General features: G+C 73.3%; 13 protein-coding genes. 11 read left to right on the forward strand and 2 right to left on the reverse strand.

Translation table 11 applies throughout. From position 1 onward, the window contains the following. Positions 1-81: 81 nt before the first annotated feature. The 7 genes from dapA to pgsA all read left to right on the forward strand — a co-directional run bounded on the left by dapA (position 82) and on the right by pgsA (position 11723). Complete coding sequence (gene dapA / locus ACYVDA_RS06370; RefSeq protein ID WP_460816196.1) at positions 82-975, forward strand: 4-hydroxy-tetrahydrodipicolinate synthase; 894 nt, start codon at positions 82-84, stop codon at positions 973-975. Then, positions 972-2663: a ribonuclease J gene (locus ACYVDA_RS06375; RefSeq protein ID WP_460816198.1), complete on the forward strand. Its 1692-nt coding sequence runs from the start codon at positions 972-974 to the stop codon at positions 2661-2663. Before dapA ends, ACYVDA_RS06375 begins: the two co-directional genes overlap by 4 nt. 162 nt (positions 2664-2825) lie before the next feature. Further along, positions 2826-4646 (forward strand): ATP-binding protein, encoded by a 1821-nt coding sequence (locus ACYVDA_RS06380; protein ID WP_460816200.1) that lies wholly within the window; start codon positions 2826-2828, stop codon positions 4644-4646. Positions 4647-4808: 162 nt separating this feature from the next. Beyond that, a complete protein-coding gene (locus ACYVDA_RS06385) occupies positions 4809-7463 on the forward strand; it encodes an FtsK/SpoIIIE family DNA translocase (RefSeq protein WP_460816202.1) in 2655 nt (884 codons plus the stop codon). Beyond that, the gene (locus ACYVDA_RS06390; protein WP_460816204.1) at positions 7463-9568 is read left to right on the forward strand and encodes a helix-turn-helix domain-containing protein; all 2106 of its coding nucleotides are present in this window, start codon (positions 7463-7465) and stop codon (positions 9566-9568) included. The genes ACYVDA_RS06385 and ACYVDA_RS06390 overlap by 1 nt, the downstream gene beginning before the upstream one ends. Positions 9569-9618: 50 nt before the next feature. Beyond that, entirely contained in the window at positions 9619-11058 is a 1440-nt protein-coding gene (rimO, locus tag ACYVDA_RS06395) for a 30S ribosomal protein S12 methylthiotransferase RimO (protein WP_460816206.1), read from the forward strand. Continuing rightward, positions 11055-11723: a CDP-diacylglycerol--glycerol-3-phosphate 3-phosphatidyltransferase gene (gene pgsA / locus ACYVDA_RS06400; protein WP_460816208.1), complete on the forward strand. Its 669-nt coding sequence runs from the start codon at positions 11055-11057 to the stop codon at positions 11721-11723. Before rimO ends, pgsA begins: the two co-directional genes overlap by 4 nt. Positions 11724-11741: 18 nt before the next feature. Here the strand turns inward: pgsA and ACYVDA_RS06405 are convergent, their stop codons facing one another. Then, a complete protein-coding gene (locus ACYVDA_RS06405; protein ID WP_460816210.1) occupies positions 11742-12296 on the reverse strand; it encodes a CGNR zinc finger domain-containing protein in 555 nt (184 codons plus the stop codon). A 73-nt stretch (positions 12297-12369) separates the two neighbouring features. Between ACYVDA_RS06405 and ACYVDA_RS06410 the strand changes: the two genes are divergently transcribed. Further along, complete coding sequence (locus tag ACYVDA_RS06410; protein ID WP_460816213.1) at positions 12370-13527, forward strand: EamA family transporter; 1158 nt, start codon at positions 12370-12372, stop codon at positions 13525-13527. 681 nt (positions 13528-14208) lie between these two features. Here ACYVDA_RS06410 and ACYVDA_RS06415 read toward each other — a convergent pair. Further along, positions 14209-16026 carry a glycoside hydrolase family 15 protein gene (locus ACYVDA_RS06415; protein ID WP_460816214.1) on the reverse strand — a complete coding sequence of 606 codons (1818 nt, stop codon included), beginning with the start codon at positions 16024-16026 and terminating at the stop codon, positions 14209-14211. A gap of 54 nt (positions 16027-16080) precedes the next feature. On the opposite strand from ACYVDA_RS06415, the gene ACYVDA_RS06420 reads away from it, so the two are divergent. The 3 genes from ACYVDA_RS06420 (at position 16081) to ACYVDA_RS06430 (ending at position 18758) form a co-directional block, all read left to right on the forward strand. Further along, entirely contained in the window at positions 16081-17022 is a 942-nt protein-coding gene (locus ACYVDA_RS06420) for a hypothetical protein (protein ID WP_460816217.1), read from the forward strand. Positions 17023-17051: 29 nt separating this feature from the next. Then, positions 17052-17645 carry a DinB family protein gene (locus tag ACYVDA_RS06425; RefSeq protein ID WP_460816219.1) on the forward strand — a complete coding sequence of 198 codons (594 nt, stop codon included), beginning with the start codon at positions 17052-17054 and terminating at the stop codon, positions 17643-17645. 84 nt (positions 17646-17729) lie between these two features. Beyond that, the gene (locus tag ACYVDA_RS06430; RefSeq protein ID WP_460816221.1) at positions 17730-18758 is read left to right on the forward strand and encodes a 6-phosphofructokinase; all 1029 of its coding nucleotides are present in this window, start codon (positions 17730-17732) and stop codon (positions 18756-18758) included. The last annotated feature ends 215 nt before the right edge of the window (positions 18759-18973 follow it).

Genomic DNA, 18973 nt, shown 5'->3' on the forward strand with positions numbered 1-18973 from the left:
CCATCTCGGGCCCCGTCGTCCTGGTCCTCCCCACGGCCACGCGGCGGGGCGGCCGGGTCCGCGGCGGATAACCTAGGCCCCATGAGCCTGCCTGTCGCCCCCTACGGCCGCGTCCTGACCGCGATGGTCACGCCGTTCACCCCCGACGGAGCGGTCGACCCCGACGGCACCGGCCGGGTGGCCCAGCACCTGCTGGACCACGGCAACGACGGTGTGGTGGTCAGCGGCACCACCGGGGAGTCGCCGACCACCACGGTCGCCGAGGACACCGAGATCCTGCGGGCGGTCAAGGACGCCGTCGGCGACCGCGGCACGGTCGTGGCCGGTGTCGGCACCAACTCCACGGCCCACTCCGTGGAGCTGGCGATCGCGGCCGAGCAGGTCGGCGTCGACGCGGTGCTGCTGGTGGTGCCGTACTACAACAAGCCCGGCCAGGCCGGGATCCTGCACCACTTCACCGAGGTCGCCCGGGCCACCAGCCTCCCGGTGATGCTGTACGACGTCCCCGGCCGCACCGCCCAGGCCATCGGCCTGGAGACCTACGAGGCCGCCCGACGGCTCGACAACGTGACCAGCGTCAAGCACGCCACCGGCAACCCGGTGGACACCATCGCGCTGCGCCAGCTCGGCTACGACGTGTACGCCGGGGACGACGGCCTGCTCCTGGGCTACCTCGCCCACGGGGCGTGCGGCATCGTCTCGGTCGCCGCCCACGTCGTGGGTCGCGAGCTGCGGCGCGTGGTCGAGAGCTTCGACGCGGGCGACCCGGCCGCGGCGCTGGAGACCTTCACCGAGCTGCTGCCCGTGGTCGGGGCGGTGATGGGGGTGCCGAACTACGGCGCCACCACCGCCAAGGCCGCCATGGAGCTGCTCGGTGTGCTGGACAACCGCCAGGTGCGTGGACCCCTGGTACCACTCGACGACGACGAGGTCGCGGACCTGAGGGCCGCGATCCAGAAGGCAGGACTGCTGTGAGCCACCCCCATCCCGAGCTCTCCGCCCCACCCGCGCTGCCCGAGGGCGGCCTGCGGGTGATCCCCCTCGGGGGACTCGGCGAGGTCGGACGCAACATGACCGTCTTCGAGCACGCCGGACGGCTGCTCCTGGTCGACTGCGGCGTGCTCTTCCCCGAGGAGAACCACCCCGGGGTCGACCTGATCCTCCCCGACTTCAGCGCCATCCGGGACCGGCTCGACGCCGTCGAGGCGCTGGTGCTGACCCACGGCCACGAGGACCACATCGGCGCCGTGCCCTACCTGCTGCGCGAGCGCAACGACATCCCGCTGGTGGGGTCCCAGCTCACGCTGGCCCTGCTGGGCGGGAAGCTGCGCGAGCACCGGATCAAGAACCCCGTGCAGTCGATCGTGGCCGCGGGCGACCGGATCTCCTTCGGCCCCTACGACCTCGAGTTCGTCGCGGTCAACCACTCGATCCCCGACGCGCTCGCCGTGGCCATCCGCACGCCGGCCGGCACGGTGCTCCACACCGGCGACTTCAAGATGGACCAGCTGCCGCTGGACGGCCGCATCACCGACCTGCGGGCCTTCGCCCGGCTGGGGGAGGAGGGCGTCGACCTGTTCCTCACCGACTCCACCAACGCAGAGGTCCCCGGCTTCACCACCTCGGAGAAGGACATCTCCCCGGTCCTCGCCCGGGTCTTCGCGACCAGCGAGAAGCGCATCATCGTGGCCTGCTTCGCCTCCCACGTGCACCGCGTCCAGCAGATCGTGGACGCCGCCGCCGCCAACGGCCGCAAGATCGCCTACGTCGGTCGATCGATGGTGCGCAACATGGGGATCGCCCGCGACCTGGGCTACCTCACCGTCCCCGACGGCCTGCTGGTCGACCCCAAGGCCACCGCCGACATGCCGCCGGACAAGGTCGTGCTGATCTCCACCGGCTCCCAGGGCGAGCCGCTCTCGGCGCTGAGCCGGATCGCCCAGCGCAGCCACCACTTCGTGCACCTCGAGGAGGGCGACACGGTCGTCCTGGCCTCCTCGCTGATCCCCGGCAACGAGAACGCCGTCTACCGCGTGATCAACGGGCTCGCCCGCTGGGGCGCCCACGTGGTCCACAAGGGCAACGCCCTGGTCCACGTCAGCGGCCACGCCAGCGCCGGTGAGCTCCTCTACTGCTACAACATCGTCAAGCCGCGCAACGTGATGCCCGTCCACGGCGAGATCCGGCACCTGCTGGCCAATGCCGCCCTGGCCCGGGCGACCGGCGTCCCGGACGAGAACGTCGTCATCGCCGAGGACGGCGTGGTCGTCGACCTGGTCAAGGGTCGCGCCCGCGTGGTCGGCAAGGTCGACTGCGGCTACGTCTTCGTCGACGGCAGCTCGATCGGGCACGTCAACGAGGACTCCCTCAAGGACCGCCGCATCCTCAGCGAGGAGGGGTTCATCTCGGTCATCGTCGTGGTGGACTCCCAGAGCGGCAAGGTCGTCAGCGGGCCCGAGATCCACGCCCGCGGATTCGCCGAGCAGGACAGTGCCTTCGACGAGATCACCGGCCCGATCGTGGCCGCCCTGGACAAGGCCCGCGCCGAGGGCGTCGACGACACCTACCAGCTCCAGCAGACCATCCGACGGGTCGTGGGACGCTGGGCCGGAGGGCGTCTGCGCCGCCGACCGATGATCGTCCCGGTGGTGCTGGAGGTCTAGTGCAACTGGTTCCTGGGGACCATCCGAGCCGGTCTTCACGGGCGTAGCCTCGGTACTGGGCCAAACCACCCAAGAAATCGGACAAGTCACCCTAGACTCGTGGCACAGGTCCACGCGTGTGGCCCTGTCCGTCCACCTGAGGTCTCCGGGAGCCCGAGCCGCATGCACCTGACCGAGGTCCCTCGAGCCGAGGGGATCCGCCGACTCTACGAGCTGATGCTGCGCGTCAACTCGTCGAACGACCTCGCCGAGGTCCTCGACGAGATCGCCAACGGGGTCGTCGAGGTGCTCGGGTACGGCGTGGCGGCGATCGCCCGGCTCGAGGGCGAGACCTTCGTGATGACCACGGTGGCCGGCCCGCCGGAGGTGCGCGAGCAGGTGATGGGTCGGCGTACGCCGGTGGCCTCGATCTTCAACGAGTTCGCGCAGGCCGACGAGTGGGGCGTGCTGCGCTTCGTCCCGCACGACCGCCTGCCCAACGCCCTCGAGCAGTCGGCGTGGGTGCCGGACTTCGAGCCCACCGCCGGGCCCGACGCGTGGCACCCGCTCGACGCGCTCTACGCCCCGCTCTACTCCGCCACCGGCCAGCTGCTCGGCAACATGTCGGTCGACCTGCCCCCGGGCAACCGGATCCCGAACCGCGAGGAGCGCGAGCTGCTCGAGATGTTCGTGGTCCAGGCGGGCCTGGCGATGTACAACGCCCAGCAGCGCGAGCGGCTCGGCGACCAGGTGCGGATGGGCGACATGCTCCGCGCGGTGTCCTCGGCCGGCCAGCTCGCCGAGCTCGACCTGTCGCTGCGCGAGGCGGCGCAGGCCATCGCCAAGGGCCTGGCCACCGAGCACCTGTGGATCCGCTGCTTCCCCTCCGGCGACCTCGACCAGGTCGAGCAGTCGGCGTCGTACCCGCCCGAGGACCGGGAGACCCGGCCCGCGGTGATCGCGGTCAAGAGCATCCTGGCCATGCGGGCCTCCGAGCTGGGGCGCCCGGTGCTGGTCAGCCGGGCCAACCTGGCCGAGGTCGACGGCGGCCTGAGCCCCGAGCAGGTCGACCTGGTCCGGGAGCTGCTCGGTCCCAGCGACGGCGCCAGCCTGATGTTCGCCCCCGTGGCGGTGGGTCGCGAGCTGCTGGGCTACGTCCTGCTCGGCCGCGACGCCGAGTCCAGCCCCTGGACCCACGAGGAGCAGCAGGCGGTGATGGAGGTCGGCCGCACCCTGGGTCGGGTCGTCCTGAACGCCCGGCTCTACGAGCGCGAGCGGCACCTGGTCGGCGAGCTCCAGGAGCTGGACCGCTACAAGGGCGAGCTGATCGCGACCATCTCCCACGAGCTCAAGACCCCGCTGACCTCGATCATCGGCCACGTCGAGCTGCTCGAGGACCTCGACACCGGGATCGGCTCGGTGGAGGCGATCTCCCGCAACGCCGACCGGCTCAACCGCCTGGTGCAGAACCTCCTGAACTACTCCCAGGTCCAGGACAAGCGGGAGTCGGTGCGCCGCGAGGTCGACCTGCGCAAGCTGGTCGAGGGGTCCATGGAGCTGATGACGCTCGCCGCGGCCCAGGGCGGGGTCACGATGACCCTGACCATGCCGACCGAGCCGGTGATGATCACCGCCGACCCCGACGAGCTCGGCAAGGTCGTGGACAACCTGGCCAGCAACGCCGTGAAGTACACCCTGCCCGGGGGCTCGGTCGACCTGCGCGTCGGCGTGGAGGACACCCACGGCTTCGTCTCCTGCGCCGACACCGGCCTGGGCATCTCCGTCGCCGACCAGGTGCACCTGTTCTCGGCCTTCCACCGCTCCAGCAACCCCGAGGCGCTGTCGATCCCCGGCACCGGCCTGGGCCTGGCCATCTCGCGCCGCATCGCGCACATGCACGGCGGCGAGATCCTGGTCTCCTCCCAGCTCGGCGTCGGCAGCACCTTCCGCCTGCGGGTGCCCCTGGCCGGCACCGGCAAGGCCGCCATCGTCCTCGAGGGGTAGGCGCCGGGGACTGGGTGGTCCCTGACGATCCGGCTGGACATCTCGGACATCGGCCCAGCACCTCGTCAGGGACTAGCTCGTCACGCGACTGACGCGGTCTGGTGCCCGTGGTGCGGCGTGTGACGCACGGGGCGCACGGTGCTGTCGGGGTAGATTCCGAGCATGGCGACCCGTACGTCTTCCCCGCCGGCGTCGCGCAGCAAGGGCACGCCGAGCAAGAGCCCTGCCCGCAGCACGGCCAAGAGCCCCGCGAAGGGCTCCTCGCGCAGCTCCGGCAAGAGTCCCGCCAAGGGCGGCTCCCGCACACCTGCGCGCAAGCCCGCCGCACGCGGAGGCCGCCCCGCACCCCGTGCCGTGCGCACCGGCACCGGCCCGGTCGCCACCGTCTTCATCGCGCTCGCCCGCGTCGTGGTCGCCGCGTGGCTGGGCCTGGCCCACCTCGTCGGCGGCGCCGTGCGTGGCATGGGCCGCGGAGCCGCCGAGCTCGAGCCCGAGCACCGCCGAGACGGCGCGGGCCTGTTCCTGCTCGGCCTGGCCGTCGTGGTCGCCGGAGCGGTCTGGTGGCAGCTGCCCGGCAGCCTGGGCGACGCGGTCCGCGCCGTCGTGGCCGGCTCGGTCGGCCTGGTCGCCTGGCTGGTCCCGGTGCTCCTGGTCTTCGTGGCCTGGCGCAACCTGCGCGACCCCGAGCGCAACGGCCCGGCCGGTCGCCAGGTGATCGGCTGGGGCGCCCTGCTCGTCGGCGTCCTGGGCATCGTGCACATCGCCAACGGCTCGCCCACGCCGCGCCTCGGCGACACCCGGCCGCTGCAGCAGGCCGGCGGAGCCGTCGGTTTCGTGGTCGCCAAGCTGCTCGTCGACCTGCTCCAGACCGCGTACGTCGTGGTCCCGCTGCTGGTCCTGCTGGTCGTCTTCGGCGTCCTCGTCGTCACCGCCACCCCCGTCTACCAGGTGCCCGCGCGGCTGCGGGAGCTCGGCGACCGGATCATGGGTCGCCACGTGGAGGACTGGGACGAGGAGCCCGCCGCGCTCGAGGCCCCGCGCCGCTCGCGGCGCACGGCCGGGACCGACGAGATCGACCCCGACATGGGCGACCCGGCGTACGACACCCCGCTGCTGGACGAGGACCCGATGGCCGCGCGCGAGGTCGCCAAGCGCTCGCGCCGCCGTCGCGACCCGGTGGTGGCGGACCCCTCCGCCGACGGCGCCGCCCCCTTCGACATCGCCGCATACGACGACGCGACGCCGGCCGAGCCCGACGACGAGTCCGCCCACGAGACGGGTGGCGGCCTCGAGCCGCCGCCGCACACCCCGCTGCCGGCGCGCGTCGAGCAGCTCGCGCTCTCCGGCGACGTGACCTACTCCCTGCCCGACAGCGAGGTGCTCAAGCCCGGCTCGGTGCACAAGGCGCGGTCGAAGGCCTCCGACGACGTCGTGGCCAAGCTGACCCAGGTGCTCGAGGAGTTCGACATCGACGCCCAGGTCACCGGCTACACCCGGGGCCCGACGGTGACCCGGTACGTCGTGGAGCTCGGCCCGGCGGTCAAGGTCGAGAAGATCACCGGCATCGCCAAGAACATCTCCTACGCGGTGGCCTCGGCCGACGTGCGGATCCTCTCTCCGATCCCGGGCAAGTCCGCGGTCGGCATCGAGATCCCCAACCTCGACAAGGAGGTCGTCTCCCTCGGCGACGTCCTGCGGTCGAACAACGCCCGCAACGACCACCACCCGATGGTGGTCGGCCTGGGCAAGGACGTCGAGGGCGGCTTCGTGGTCGCCAACCTGGCCAAGATGCCGCACCTGCTGGTCGCGGGCGCCACCGGCTCGGGCAAGTCGTCCTTCATCAACTCGATGATCACCTCGCTGCTGATGCGCAGCACCCCCGACGAGGTCCGGATGATCATGGTCGACCCCAAGCGGGTCGAGCTGAACGCCTACGAGGGCATCCCGCACCTGATCACCCCGATCATCACCAACCCCAAGAAGGCCGCCGAGGCGCTCCAGTGGGTCGTGCGCGAGATGGACCTGCGCTACGACGACCTGGCCAACTTCGGCTTCCGCCACGTCGACGACTTCAACAAGGCGGTGCGGGCCGGCAAGGTGCAGGTGCCCCCGGGCAGCGAGCGCGTGCTGGCGCCGTACCCCTACCTGTGCGTGATCGTCGACGAGCTCGCCGACCTGATGATGGTCGCGCCGCGCGACGTCGAGGACGCGATCGTCCGGATCACCCAGCTGGCCCGCGCGGCCGGCATCCACCTGGTGCTGGCCACGCAGCGCCCCTCGGTGGACGTGGTGACCGGTCTGATCAAGGCCAACGTGCCCTCGCGGCTGGCGTTCGCGACCAGCTCGCTGGCCGACAGCCGGGTCATCCTCGACCAGCCGGGTGCGGAGAAGCTGGTCGGCCAGGGCGACGGGCTGTTCCTGCCGATGGGCGCCTCGAAGTCGGTGCGCGTCCAGGGCTCCTGGGTCACCGAGGCCGAGATCGCCCAGGTGGTCGAGCAGTGCAAGCAGCAGCTCGAGCCCAGCTACCGCGAGGACGTCACGGTCGCCGCGACCTCCAAGCGCGAGCTCGACGACGACATCGGTGACGACATGGACCTCGTGGTCCAGGCCATCGAGCTGGTGGTGTCCACGCAGTTCGGCTCGACCTCGATGCTCCAGCGCAAGCTGCGCGTCGGGTTCGCCAAGGCGGGCCGCCTGATGGACATCTTGGAGAGCCGCGGGGTGGTCGGGCCCAGCGAGGGCTCCAAGGCCCGCGACGTGATGATCAAGCCCGACGACCTCGACGACGTGATCGCGACCCTGCAGGGAGAGCAGTGATGGGTGTGACTGTGCGGCACAACGCCGCGGTGGCCGCGGTGGTGGCGCTCCTGGCGTCGGTGATGACCGTCGCGTGGTTCGCGAGGGCGCTCCAGACGGGGTCGCCCGTGGACTGGGCGCTGACGCTGGTCCTGGCCGCGATCGGCGTGCTCCAGCTGCTCGTGGTCCGCGACAGCCGGGCACCGCTGCTGGTGGCCGACGAGCACGGCGTGCGCGTGCGGCGCGGCCGGACCTGGAGCGGGCTGCGCTGGCAGGACGTCGCCCACGTCGAGGTCCGCTCACCCGGCTCGTGGCTGCGTGACGGCGAGGTCGTCGTGCACCCCGTCACCGAGGACGCCCACGAGCGCTTCTCGGTGCCCCTGGGCATGACCACCCGCGTCGACCACGACGGCCTGACCGGCGACCTGGTCACCGACCTGGACTCCCTCGCCAGCGGCGAGGTGCCCGTCCTGGTGCTCACCGGCGTCCCCCACTCCGAGACCCAGACCGATCCGGCCCAGGTCTCCGAGCACCCCGAGCACCCCGAGCACCCCGAGCACTCCGGTGACCACGAGTTCGCGGAGCAGCCGGCGGCCCGTGAGCTGGAGGACTTCGGCGCCCCGGTGCGCTGGCGCGACCGTCGTCGTCCCTGGCAGTCGGCTCCCGAGCAGGACGTCCACGACGCCGACGGGCTCGACGAGCCCGACGAGGCCGACGCCCGTGAGGAGGTCGCCACGTCGACCTTCTCCACCCGCTTCGAGGAGACCGACGAGATCGCGGTCGTCCCGGCGTCCGTCGACGTCGACGACGCTCCCGCCCATGACACCGCCCGCGAGGCCGCCGAGGAGACCGCCGACGAGGCTGGGCACGAGACCGGCCCCCGCACGTCGACCCGCGACCGGCTCGGCGAGCTGCGTCGCCTGGTCGCGCTGGGGGTCGCCCGCGCCGGCCAGCGTCGCCCGTCGACCGAGGCGGACGTCGAGGACCAGGACCAGGACCAGGACCGGTCCGAGGTCGAGACCGACGCCGACGTCCCCGCTGAGCACCCCGTCGAGCACGCTGCCGAGCACTCGCTCGACCACACCGTCGACCACACCGTCGAGCACGCTGCCGACCACCCCGTCGACGCCGTCGAGGAGACCGAGGACGAGGTCGAGCCGGTCGAGCCGGGTCGGGCCACCCGCCCCGCCTCGCGCGCCGAGGTCGTCCGGGAGTCGGTGCGGGTGCTGCCCACGCCGCCGCCGATCCCCGAGCAGCGCGCGCGCCGCGACGAGGACGCCGAGGACCTCGAGCCGGCCGGTGCGTCCGCGACCACCGGGTCGACGCTGGCCGCGGCGCAGCGGCCCGTGCCCGTGCTCGTCGCCCGGCTGGACGACCTCGGGGGTCAGGAGCCCCGCGGCCCCGAGCACCCCGTGATCGGCCCCCGCATCAACGCCGCCCGCCACCGTGCCCGCCTCAGCATCGACACGCTGGGGGAGCGGACCCGGATCCGGCCCCACGTCCTGGAGCGCATCGAGGTCGACGACTTCGAGGCCTGCGGCGGCGACTTCTACGCCCGCGGTCACCTGCGGACCCTGGCGCGGATCTTCGGCCTGGACGCCGAGGAGCTGGTGGCGCTGTACGACGAGCACTACGCCTCGCCCGAGATCGAGGCGCGCCAGGTCTTCGAGGCCGAGCTCGCCAGCGGCATCGGCGGCGGCGTCCGTGCGGCCCACAGCGGCCCGCGCTGGAGCCTCATGGCCGCCTCCGTCCTGGTCCTGGCCGGCGTCTGGGGCGTGTCCCGCCTCGCCGACGACACCCCGCAGGAGCTGGTCAGCCCGGCGCCTCAGGTCGTGGACTCCGCGGGCCTGGCGTCCTCGGAGAAGCAGCAGCCGGCCAGCAGCCTGGCCCCGGTCGAGGTGCGCGCCACGGGCGCCACCCCCGAGGTCGTCGTGCGCGACCGCGGCGGCCGGATCCTGTGGGCCGGCCGGCTCGCCGACGGGCAGCGCCAGCAGGTGATCGGCCTGGCTCCCTTCGAGGTGACCTCGAGCAACGGCGGGGCCGTGCACGTCTCCTACCTGGGTCGTGACCAGGGCGTCGTGGGCCAGGGCGCCGCGGCGGCGAGCAAGAGCGTCGGGTCCCGCTAGACCACCGTGGTGGGGTCAGGGGCGCGAGTCCGGCATACTTGGCTCGGCCTATGACTATCCAGCAGACCTCCGGGTCCTCCCCGAGCTCCCCGTCCGCCCCCACCTCCACGGTGGCCATGGTGACCCTGGGGTGCGCCCGCAACGAGGTGGACTCCGAGGAGCTCGCCGGTCGCCTCGAGGCCGGTGGGTTCCGCCTGGTCGAGGACCCGGCCGAGGCCGACACCGTCGTGGTCAACACCTGCGGCTTCGTCGAGGCCGCCAAGAAGGACTCGGTCGACACCCTGCTGGCCGCCTCCGACCTCAAGGAGAGCGGGTCCGCCCAGGCCGTCGTGGCCGTGGGCTGCCTGGCCGAGCGCTACGGCTCGGAGCTGGCCGACTCGCTCCCCGAGGCCGACGCCGTCCTGGGCTTCGACTCCTACCCCGACATCGCCGGTCGGCTGCGCTCGATCCTGGCCGGGGAGACCCAGCACCCGCACACCCCGCAGGACCGCCGGCTGCTGCTGCCGATCTCGCCGGCCGAGCGGGTCGACGCCCCGGCGTACCAGCCCGGCCACGGCGAGCGGCGCCGACTCGACTCCGGCCCGATGGCCCCGCTCAAGCTGGCCTCGGGCTGCGACCGCCGCTGCACCTTCTGCGCGATCCCGGCCTTCCGCGGCTCGTTCGTGTCGCGCCGCCCCTCCGACGTGCTGGCCGAGGCCCGCTGGCTGGCCGAGCAGGGAGCGCGCGAGCTGTTCCTGGTCAGCGAGAACTCCACGTCCTACGGCAAGGACCTCGGCGACCTCCGCCTGCTCGAGACGCTGCTGCCCGAGCTGGCCGCGGTCGAGGGCGTCGAGCGCGTGCGGGTCTCCTACCTGCAGCCGGCCGAGACCCGTCCGGGCCTGGTCACCGCGATCGCCCGCACCCCCGGGGTGGCGGCGTACTACGACCTGTCCTTCCAGCACGCCTCCAACCCCGTGCTGCGCCGGATGCGCCGGTTCGGTGACTCCGAGTCGTTCCTCGGCCTGCTGGAGCAGGCGCGGGCCCAGGCCCCGCTGGCCGGCGCCCGCTCGAACTTCATCGTGGGCTTCCCCGGCGAGACCGAGGCCGACTTCGAGATCCTCTGCGACTTCCTGTCCCGGGCCCGCCTGGACGCCATCGGGATCTTCGGCTACTCCGACGAGGACGGCACCGAGGCCGAGGGCTTCGCCGACAAGCTCGACGAGGACGAGATCCGCGAGCGCGTCGAGCACGTCACCGCCCTGGCCGAGGAGCTCACGGCGCAGCGCGCCGAGGAGCGCATCGGCGAGCTGGTCGAGGTGCTGGTCGAGTCGCTCGAGGACGACGAGGTCGAGGGTCGCGCGGCCCACCAGGGCCCCGAGGTCGACGGGTCGACGTTCCTCGAGGGCGACGTGGCCGGCCTCCGCGTGGGCGACCTCGTGCGGGCCGAGGTGGTCGGCACCGAGGGCGTCGACCTGGTCGCCCGCCCGGTCGGCTCCGGGGACCGCTCGTGAGCGGCACCGAGGATCTCGCCGGCAGCCAGGAGCCGGTCGCGACGCGCACGGTGAGCAACTGGAACGTCCCCAACGCCCTGACCACGCTGCGGATCGCGATGGTCCCGGTGCTCGGGTGGGTGCTGCTGCACGACGGGGGTCACCACCTCGGCTGGCGCTGGGCGGCGTACGCCGTGTTCGTGCTCGCCATGGCCACCGACAAGATCGACGGGGACCTGGCCCGCAAGCACGACCTGGTCACCGACTTCGGCAAGATCGCCGACCCGATCGCCGACAAGGCGATGACCGGCATGGCCCTGATCGGGCTGGCCGTGATCCACGACTTCATGCCGGCCTGGATCTGGTGGACCGCCGCGGTCCTGGTCCTGGTGCGCGAGTGGGGCGTGACCGCGGCGCGCCTCTCGGTGGCCAAGCACGTGGTGATGCCGGCCAAGCAGAGCGGCAAGGTCAAGACCACCGTGCAGGCCGTGGCGCTGGGCGGGTTCATCGCCCCGTTCGGCCTGCTCACCGGCTCCTGGGCCGTCTTCGGCGACGTGGTCTGGTGGATCTCGGCGCTGCTGCTGCTGGTCGCCGTGGTCCTGACCGTGACCTCGGGGGTGGAGTTCACCCGCGACGTGCTGCGCGACCGCTCCGAGCGCGCCGCCGCGTCCGAGCCCCGGGGCTGACCCCGGGTCGGGGAGTCCTCAGACCTCCTCGCCGCGCAGCCGGTCGCGGTAGGCGCGGACGTTCTCCCGGTTGCCGCACCCGCCCTCGCAGAACCGCTTGGAGCGGTTGCGCGACAGGTCGACGACGACGGCGTCGCAGTCCGCGGCGGCGCAGGTCTTGAGGCGGTCCAGCTCGCCCGCGCGGAGCACGTCGGTCATCGCCATCGCGGCCTCGACCACCATCTGGGTCGCCAGCGGCGCGTCGCGGGGGACCGCGTGGATGTGCCAGCCCAGGTCGTCGTGCTCCACGACCTGGGGGAGGGCCCGGAACCGCAGCAGGATCTCGTTGACCCGCTCGACCAGGGCCAGCTCCCCGAGCGACCACAGCTCGCGCAGCTGTGGCCGGAGCGCGCGCACGGCGTGCAGCTCGGCCTCGTCGCCCGAGCGCCCGGAGCGCCAGCCGACCTCGTCGAGGAACGTCTGGAGTCCGGCGAGGGTCCCCAGCGGGTCCTCGTCGGACCCGCCCCCGGGGTCGGTGTTGACCAGGGCCGCGGCGGCGTTCAGGGCGATCTGGGTGTCATGGGTGAAGGTCATCTTGACTCCTGTCCTGCGGACAGCCTAGCGTCAGGACCGTCCCGTCCTTTCACTCCTGACAGAAGGTGCTCGCGTGACGACCTCGCCCCGTGCCCGCCGGGCCACGGCCCGCCCCGCCGCCGGTCCCGTGCGCACGCCCCCGACCGGCACCGGGGTCGGCATCGCGATCGCCCTGGTCTCCGCGTCGAGCTTCGCCACGTCGGGGCCGGTCGCCAAGGCGATGCTCGAGACCGGCTGGACCCCCGGGTCGGTGACCTTCCTGCGGGTGGCCGGGGCGGCGCTGGTGCTGCTGGTGCCGACCGCGCGGGTCATGCGGGGACGCTGGCACCTGCTGCGCAGCGAGTGGTGGCTGGTCGTGGGCTACGGCATCGGGGCCGTGGCGACGCCGCAGCTGGCCTTCTCCTACGCCGTGGGTCACCTCTCGGTCGGGGTGGCGCTGCTGCTGGAGTACCTCGGGCTCGTGCTGGTCGTGGTGTGGCAGGCGGTCGCGGCCCGGAGCTGGCCCGGGCGCCCGACGGTGGTCGGCGTGGTGCTGGCCCTGGCCGGTCTGGCGCTGGTGCTCGACGTGGTGCCGCTGGGCTCCTTCGGGGGCAGCAGCGTGGCCGTGGACCTGGTCGGGGTGGCGTGGGGGCTGCTGGCCGCCGTCGGCCTGGCGTCCTACTACCTGCTCTCGGGCAGCACCCACGAGACGGCCCTGCCGCCGCTGGCCCTGGCCGGGGGCGGGCTGGTGTTCGCCTCGGTCGGCTTCGCGGTGTTCGGCGTGCTCGGCCTGCTGCCGATGGAGTTCCCGCCCACGACGGTCGCGCTCGGCGGGGTCTCGATGCCGTGGTGGCTGGCGGTGCTCGAGCTCGCGCTCGTCGCGGCGGTCACGCCGTACACCACCGGGATCGTGGCGGCCCGCATCCTGGGCCCCAAGCTTGCCTCGTTCGTGGGCCTCTCGGAGGTCATGTTCGCGGTGCTGTTCGCCTGGCTCCTGCTGGGCGAGCTGCCCCGCGCGGTGCAGCTGGTCGGCGGCCTGTTCATCCTCGCCGGCGTGGTCGTGGTGCGCGCCGAGGCCGGCGGCCGCGGGGCCTCAGAGGGTGAAGCGGCGCTCGCGGTCGGCGGCCCGCTGGGCGGCCCGGTCCCGGTGGTCCCGGACGAGGGCGTCGAGGGCGACGGCGTCGACGTCGGCGTCGCGCAGCACGCGGGCCGACCCGTCGCGGCGGTGCAGGACCAGCGCCCAGCACGCTGAGCCGGGCTCGCCGGTCACGTCGACGCGCTGGTGGAGGTCGCTGAGGTCGTAGCGCTCCTCGTCACGGCCGGAGAACACCGTCAGGACCGCGCCGCGCACGGTCACCACCTGGGGGGTGGCGATCACCGTCAGGCCCCAGAGCACGACCACGACGGCGAGGCCCACCACCAGCGCGGTCAGGTCCGCGGACGAGCCGCTGTCGTAGTAGCGCCACCCGAGCACCCCGGTGCCGGCCAGCGCGACCAGCAGCAGGCCCGCGCAGACGAGCCGGCCGGGCTGCGGGGCGGTCCACTCCGCCTTCGCCGACTGCGCGCCCCACGGGGTGGGGGAGTCGGTGGGCGCGACCAGGGGCAGGACGTCGGCCGTCGTCTCGGGGGCCGGGGCCTCGGGGTCGACCTGGGGGAGGGCGCGGGGGCCGTCCGGCAGGGCGTCGTGCTCCCCAGGTGACTGCGCCGGGACGAGGCGGGTGACGCCTCGCGGCGTGCTCGCGGCGACGGTCTCGTCGGCGAACATCTCGTCGTGGTGCAGGGTCACGGGTCCTCCTGGTGCTCGCGCCGGGCTGGGACCCGGCTCCCCGGGGGACGCGGTGTCCGCGTCGCCCGGTGGTGAGCCCAGTGTGCTGACTCCCAGGTGGTGAGCGGGAGGGCGCGGGAGGAACCGCCTGAAACGGACTAGACCGGATTAGGGGGCGACGTGGCCCGAGCCGGTTCCGGAACGCGCTCGGGCCAGTCGCACGGCGGCCCCGACCAGGGCGAGGTGGGAGAAGGCCTGCGGGAAGTTGCCGACCATCCGCCGGTGCTCGGGGTCGTACTCCTCGCTGAGCAGGCCGACGTCGTTGGCGAGGTCCAGGAGGCGGGCCATCAGCGCCTCGGCGTCCTCGACCCGCCCCGCTCCGGCGTACGCCGAGACCAGCCAGAACGAGCAGGCCAGGAACGGGTGCTCGTCGCCCTGGAGCCCGTCGACACCGGACTGGGTGCGGTAGCGCAGGAGCAGCCCGTCGTGCATCAGGTCCTCCTCGACGGCCCGGATCGTGCCCAGCATCCGGGGGTCGTCGCCGGGCAGGAAGCCCACCTGGGGCAGCACCAGCAGGGAGGCGTCGACCTCGTCGGTGTCGTAGTGCTGGGTGAAGGTGCCGCGGTCGTGGTCGTAGCCGTGCTCGAGGACCTCGGCGCGGACCCGGTCGCGCAGCTCGCGCCACCTCTCCACCGGCCCCTCGAGCCCGTGCTCCTCGACGGCCTGGACGGCGCGGTCGAAGGCGGCCCAGACCATCACCCGGCTGTGGGTGAACCGGCGCAGCGGGCCGCGGATCTCCCACAGGCCGTTGTCGGGCTCCTCCCAGGTCGTGGCGAGCTGTTCGACCAGGGTGCGCTGGAGCGACCACGAGTCGGCGGTCTCCTCCAGGCCGTGCTCGCGGGCCAGGGCCAGGGCGCACATCACCTCGCCCAGCACGTCGGTCTGGCGCTGCCGCACCGCCCCGTTGCCGATGCGCACCGGGCGCGAGCCGGCGTACCCGGAGAGGTGGTCGAGCTCGACCTCGTCGAGGTGCCGACCGCCGTCGACGGTGTACATGATCTGCATGTCGGCGGGGTCGCCGGCCACGGCCCGCAGCAGCCACCCGCGCCAGTGGTGGGCGATCGAGCTGCGGCCCGCCGCGATCAGCGCCTCCAGGGTGAGCGCGGCGTCGCGCAGCCAGCAGAACCGGTAGTCCCAGTTGCGCTCGCCGCCGAAGTCCTCGGGCAGCGAGGTGGTGATCGCCGCGACGATGCCGCCGGTGTCGACGTGGGTCATGCCGCGCAGGGTGACCAGGCTGCGCACGACCTCCTGCCGCCACGGCCCGTCGTAGTCGCAGTCGTCGGCCCACGCCTGCTGCTCGGTCAGGGTGTGCTGGAGGAAGGCGTCCACGTCGGGCGGTTCGGGCACGGGCCGGTACGACGGCACCCAGGTCAGCACGAAGTCGAGCCGGTCGCCCTCGCGCACCGCGATCTCCTCCTCGTGGTGCCCGTCGACCGGCGGCGGGATCCGGGGGCCCGAGAGCACCAGCATGTCGGGGCCGGCGACGGCGACCAGCGCGGTCTGGCCCGCGACCTCCTGGCGGTGCACCCAGGGTCGGACCCGGCCGTAGTCGAAGCGGACCACCCAGCTGTGCCGGACCAGGACCGTCCCGCTGACGCCCTCGACCCGGCGTACGACGTCGGCGCGGCGGTCACCGGTCGGCATCAGGTCGGTGACGCGCAGCACCCCGTCGGCGGTGGTGTACGTCGTCTCGAGGACCGCGGTGTCTCCGACGTAGCGGCGCTCCGCGGTGTGCTCGCCCACGGGGGTCAGCGCCCAGTGGCCGTTCTGCGGCTCCCCGACCAGCGAGGCGAAGCAGGCGGGGGAGTCGAACTGGGGCAGGCAGAGCCAGTCCAGCGACCCGTCGATCCCGATCAGGGCTGCGGTGTGACCGTCCCCGATGGCGGCGTACGCCTCGATCGGTAGCCGGGGCGTGGAAGGGGCCATGCCCGGCACGCTAGCGGCGCGGGGCCCGGAGCGGACGGCGTTAGCGTGGTGGACATGACCCCACCCGCGGACGCGACCGGATCCCCGGGAGCCACGGACGCCGGGTCCGAGGAGCTCCTCGCCGTCGCGGAGCGGTTGTACGCCGGGACGCCGGAGGCGTTCACCGGGACCCGCGACGCCGCGGCCAAGGAGTGCGCACGGGCCGGCGACAAGGCCCTCGCAGCGCGGGTCAAGAGGCTCAAGCGGCCCTCGGTGGCGGCCTGGGCCCTGAACCGTCTCGTACGCCGGGAGGCCGGCCAGATCGCCGGCGTGCTCGACCTCGCCGACTCGCTCCGGGCCGCGGCGGCCGCCCTCGACGGCGAGGAGCTGCGCGCCCTGACCCGCCAGCGACGCCAGCTGACCGCGGCCCTGACCACGACCGCCCGCACCCTGGCCCGCGAGGAGGGGGTGCGCCTGAGCGGCCCGGTCCTGGACCAGGTCGAGGGCGTGCTGACCGCCGCCATGCTGGACCCCGTGGCCGCGCAGGTCGTGCGCACGGGCCGGCTGGTGACCACCTTCACCTCGACCGGCGTCTCCGAGGTCGACGTCGCCGGGGTCGTCGCGGTGCCCGAGGCGCTCGACGTGGCCGCGACGCCCGCGGACGCGCCGGCCCCACCGGAGGTCCCGTCGCTGCACGTCGTGCGCGACGACCGGCTGCGGCTCGAGGCCGCCCGGGAGGCGCTCGAGGCGGCCGTCGAGGAGCTGGCCGCCGCCACGGCCGGGCTGGAGGAGGTCGAGGCGTCCCTGGAGACCCTGCAGGCGCGGCGCCTCCAGCTGCAGGCCGAGGCCGACGAGCTGCGCCGCCGCCTGGCCGAGCTGGAGGAGCGGGCCGACGAGGTCGACGACGAGGTCGAGGAGGCCGAGGCCGCCCGGGAGGACGCCGAGGAGGCCGTCGCGCAGGCCCGGCGCGCCCAGGAGCAGGCCGAGCAGGAGCTGGCCCGCCTCGAGGGGTCGTGAACCTCCCCCGGACGTCCTAGGGTCGCCGGATGGAGACCTCCGCCGGACCCGACCTCCCCGCGCACGTCGAGCTGCAGCTGCGCTACCTGCGTCGCTCGCGCGAGCGGGTCCTGGACCGCCTCGAGGGTCTCGACGAGCACGCGGTGCGTCGGCCGATGACCCCGAGCGGCACCAACCTGCTCGGGCTGGTCAAGCACCTGGCCGGCTGCGAGGTGAGCTACTTCGACCAGTGCGTGGGCCGACCCTCGGGCATCGAGCTGCCCTTCGACGACGACGAGTCCTACGACCAGGCCCTGGACATGTACGCCACCCCCGACGAGTCGCGCGACTGGGTCCTCGACCTCTACCGGCGGGCGGCGGCCCACACCGACTCCACCGTCCGGGCGGTGGGTCCGGACGCCCCGGCGACGGTCTCGTGGTGGCCCGAGGACCGGCGGCACACCACCGTGGGGTACCTGCTCGTGCACGTGCTGCACGAGACCGCCCAGCACGCCGGCCACGCCGACGTGCTGCGCGAGCTGATCGACGGCGCGGCCGGACCCGACCACGACGAGATGGGCGGCGCGGACTGGTGGGCGGCCCACGTGGCGCGGGTCCAGGCGGCGGCGGACGCCTTCGGGTGACGGGCCCGCCCGGGCGTGGTGGACATCCGTCCGGCGGCCCGACACGATGTGAACGTTCAAATCGACACTCACCCGAGGAGAAGCATGCGCGTCGGAGTCCTGACCGGTGGAGGTGACTGCCCGGGCCTCAACGCCGTGATCCGAGCCGTCGTGCGCAAGGGCGTCACGGAGTACGGCATGGACTTCGTCGGCTTCCGGGACGGCTGGAAGGGTCCTCTGGAGGGGGTCACCAGCGAGCTGGGGATCGCCCAGGTGCGCGGGATCCTGCCGCGCGGCGGCACGATCCTGGGCTCCTCGCGGACCAACCCGTTCTCCGTCGAGGGCGGCGTGGAGCGGATCCAGTCCAACCTCGCCGAGCTCGGGGTCGACGCGCTGGTCGCCATCGGCGGCGAGGACACACTCGGCGTCGCGACCAGGCTGCACGACCTCGGCGTCAACGTGGTGGGCGTCCCCAAGACGATCGACAACGACCTCAACGCCACCGACTTCACCTTCGGCTTCGACACCGCGGTCAACATCGCGATGGAGGCCATCGACCGCCTGCACACCACCGCGGAGTCCCACCACCGCGTGCTGGTCGTGGAGGTCATGGGCCGGCACGCGGGCTGGATCGCGCTGCACGCCGGCCTCGCCGGCGGCGCCAACGTCGTGCTGATCCCGGAGAAGCCGTTCGACATCGAGAAGGTCTGCGCGCTGGTCGAGCGCCGCTTCGAGGACCACTTCGCCCCCATCCTCGTGGTCTCCGAGGGCGCCGTCCCGGTCGAGGGTGGCGAGATGAGCCTGGTCTCCGGGGAGAAGGACGCCTTCGGGCACGTCCGCCTCGGCGGCATCGGCGACCGTCTCGCCAGCGAGATCGAGCACCGCACCGGCAAGGAGGCCCGCGCGGTCGTGCTCGGCCACGTGCAGCGTGGCGGCACCCCCACGGCCTTCGACCGCTGGCTGGCCACGCGCTTCGGCCTGCACGCCGTCGACGCCGTCCACGAGGGCGACTTCGGCACGATGATGGCCCTGCGCGGCACCAACATCGAGCGGGTCCCCCTGATCGAGGGCACCGGCGAGCTCAAGCTGGTCAAGCCCGAGGAGTACGCCGAGGCCGAGGTCTTCTTCGGCTGACCGCCCCTCCCGGCGGGGCCCGACCGAGGGGGCCGCGGGCCGTCACGGCTGGGTTACGGGTGACCCGCGCGGGTTGCGGGCGCGGTGCGGCACCCAGCACAGTGGGGTGCTCACGACCCGCGCGCACGGCTCACCTGCGGGTGCACCACCCGGTCCGGCCAGGGCCGGACCGTCCAGGGGGAGGCGTCATGTCAGCGACCACCAGCGACCGCGAG

It is taken from the genome of Nocardioides korecus, assembly GCF_054778395.1.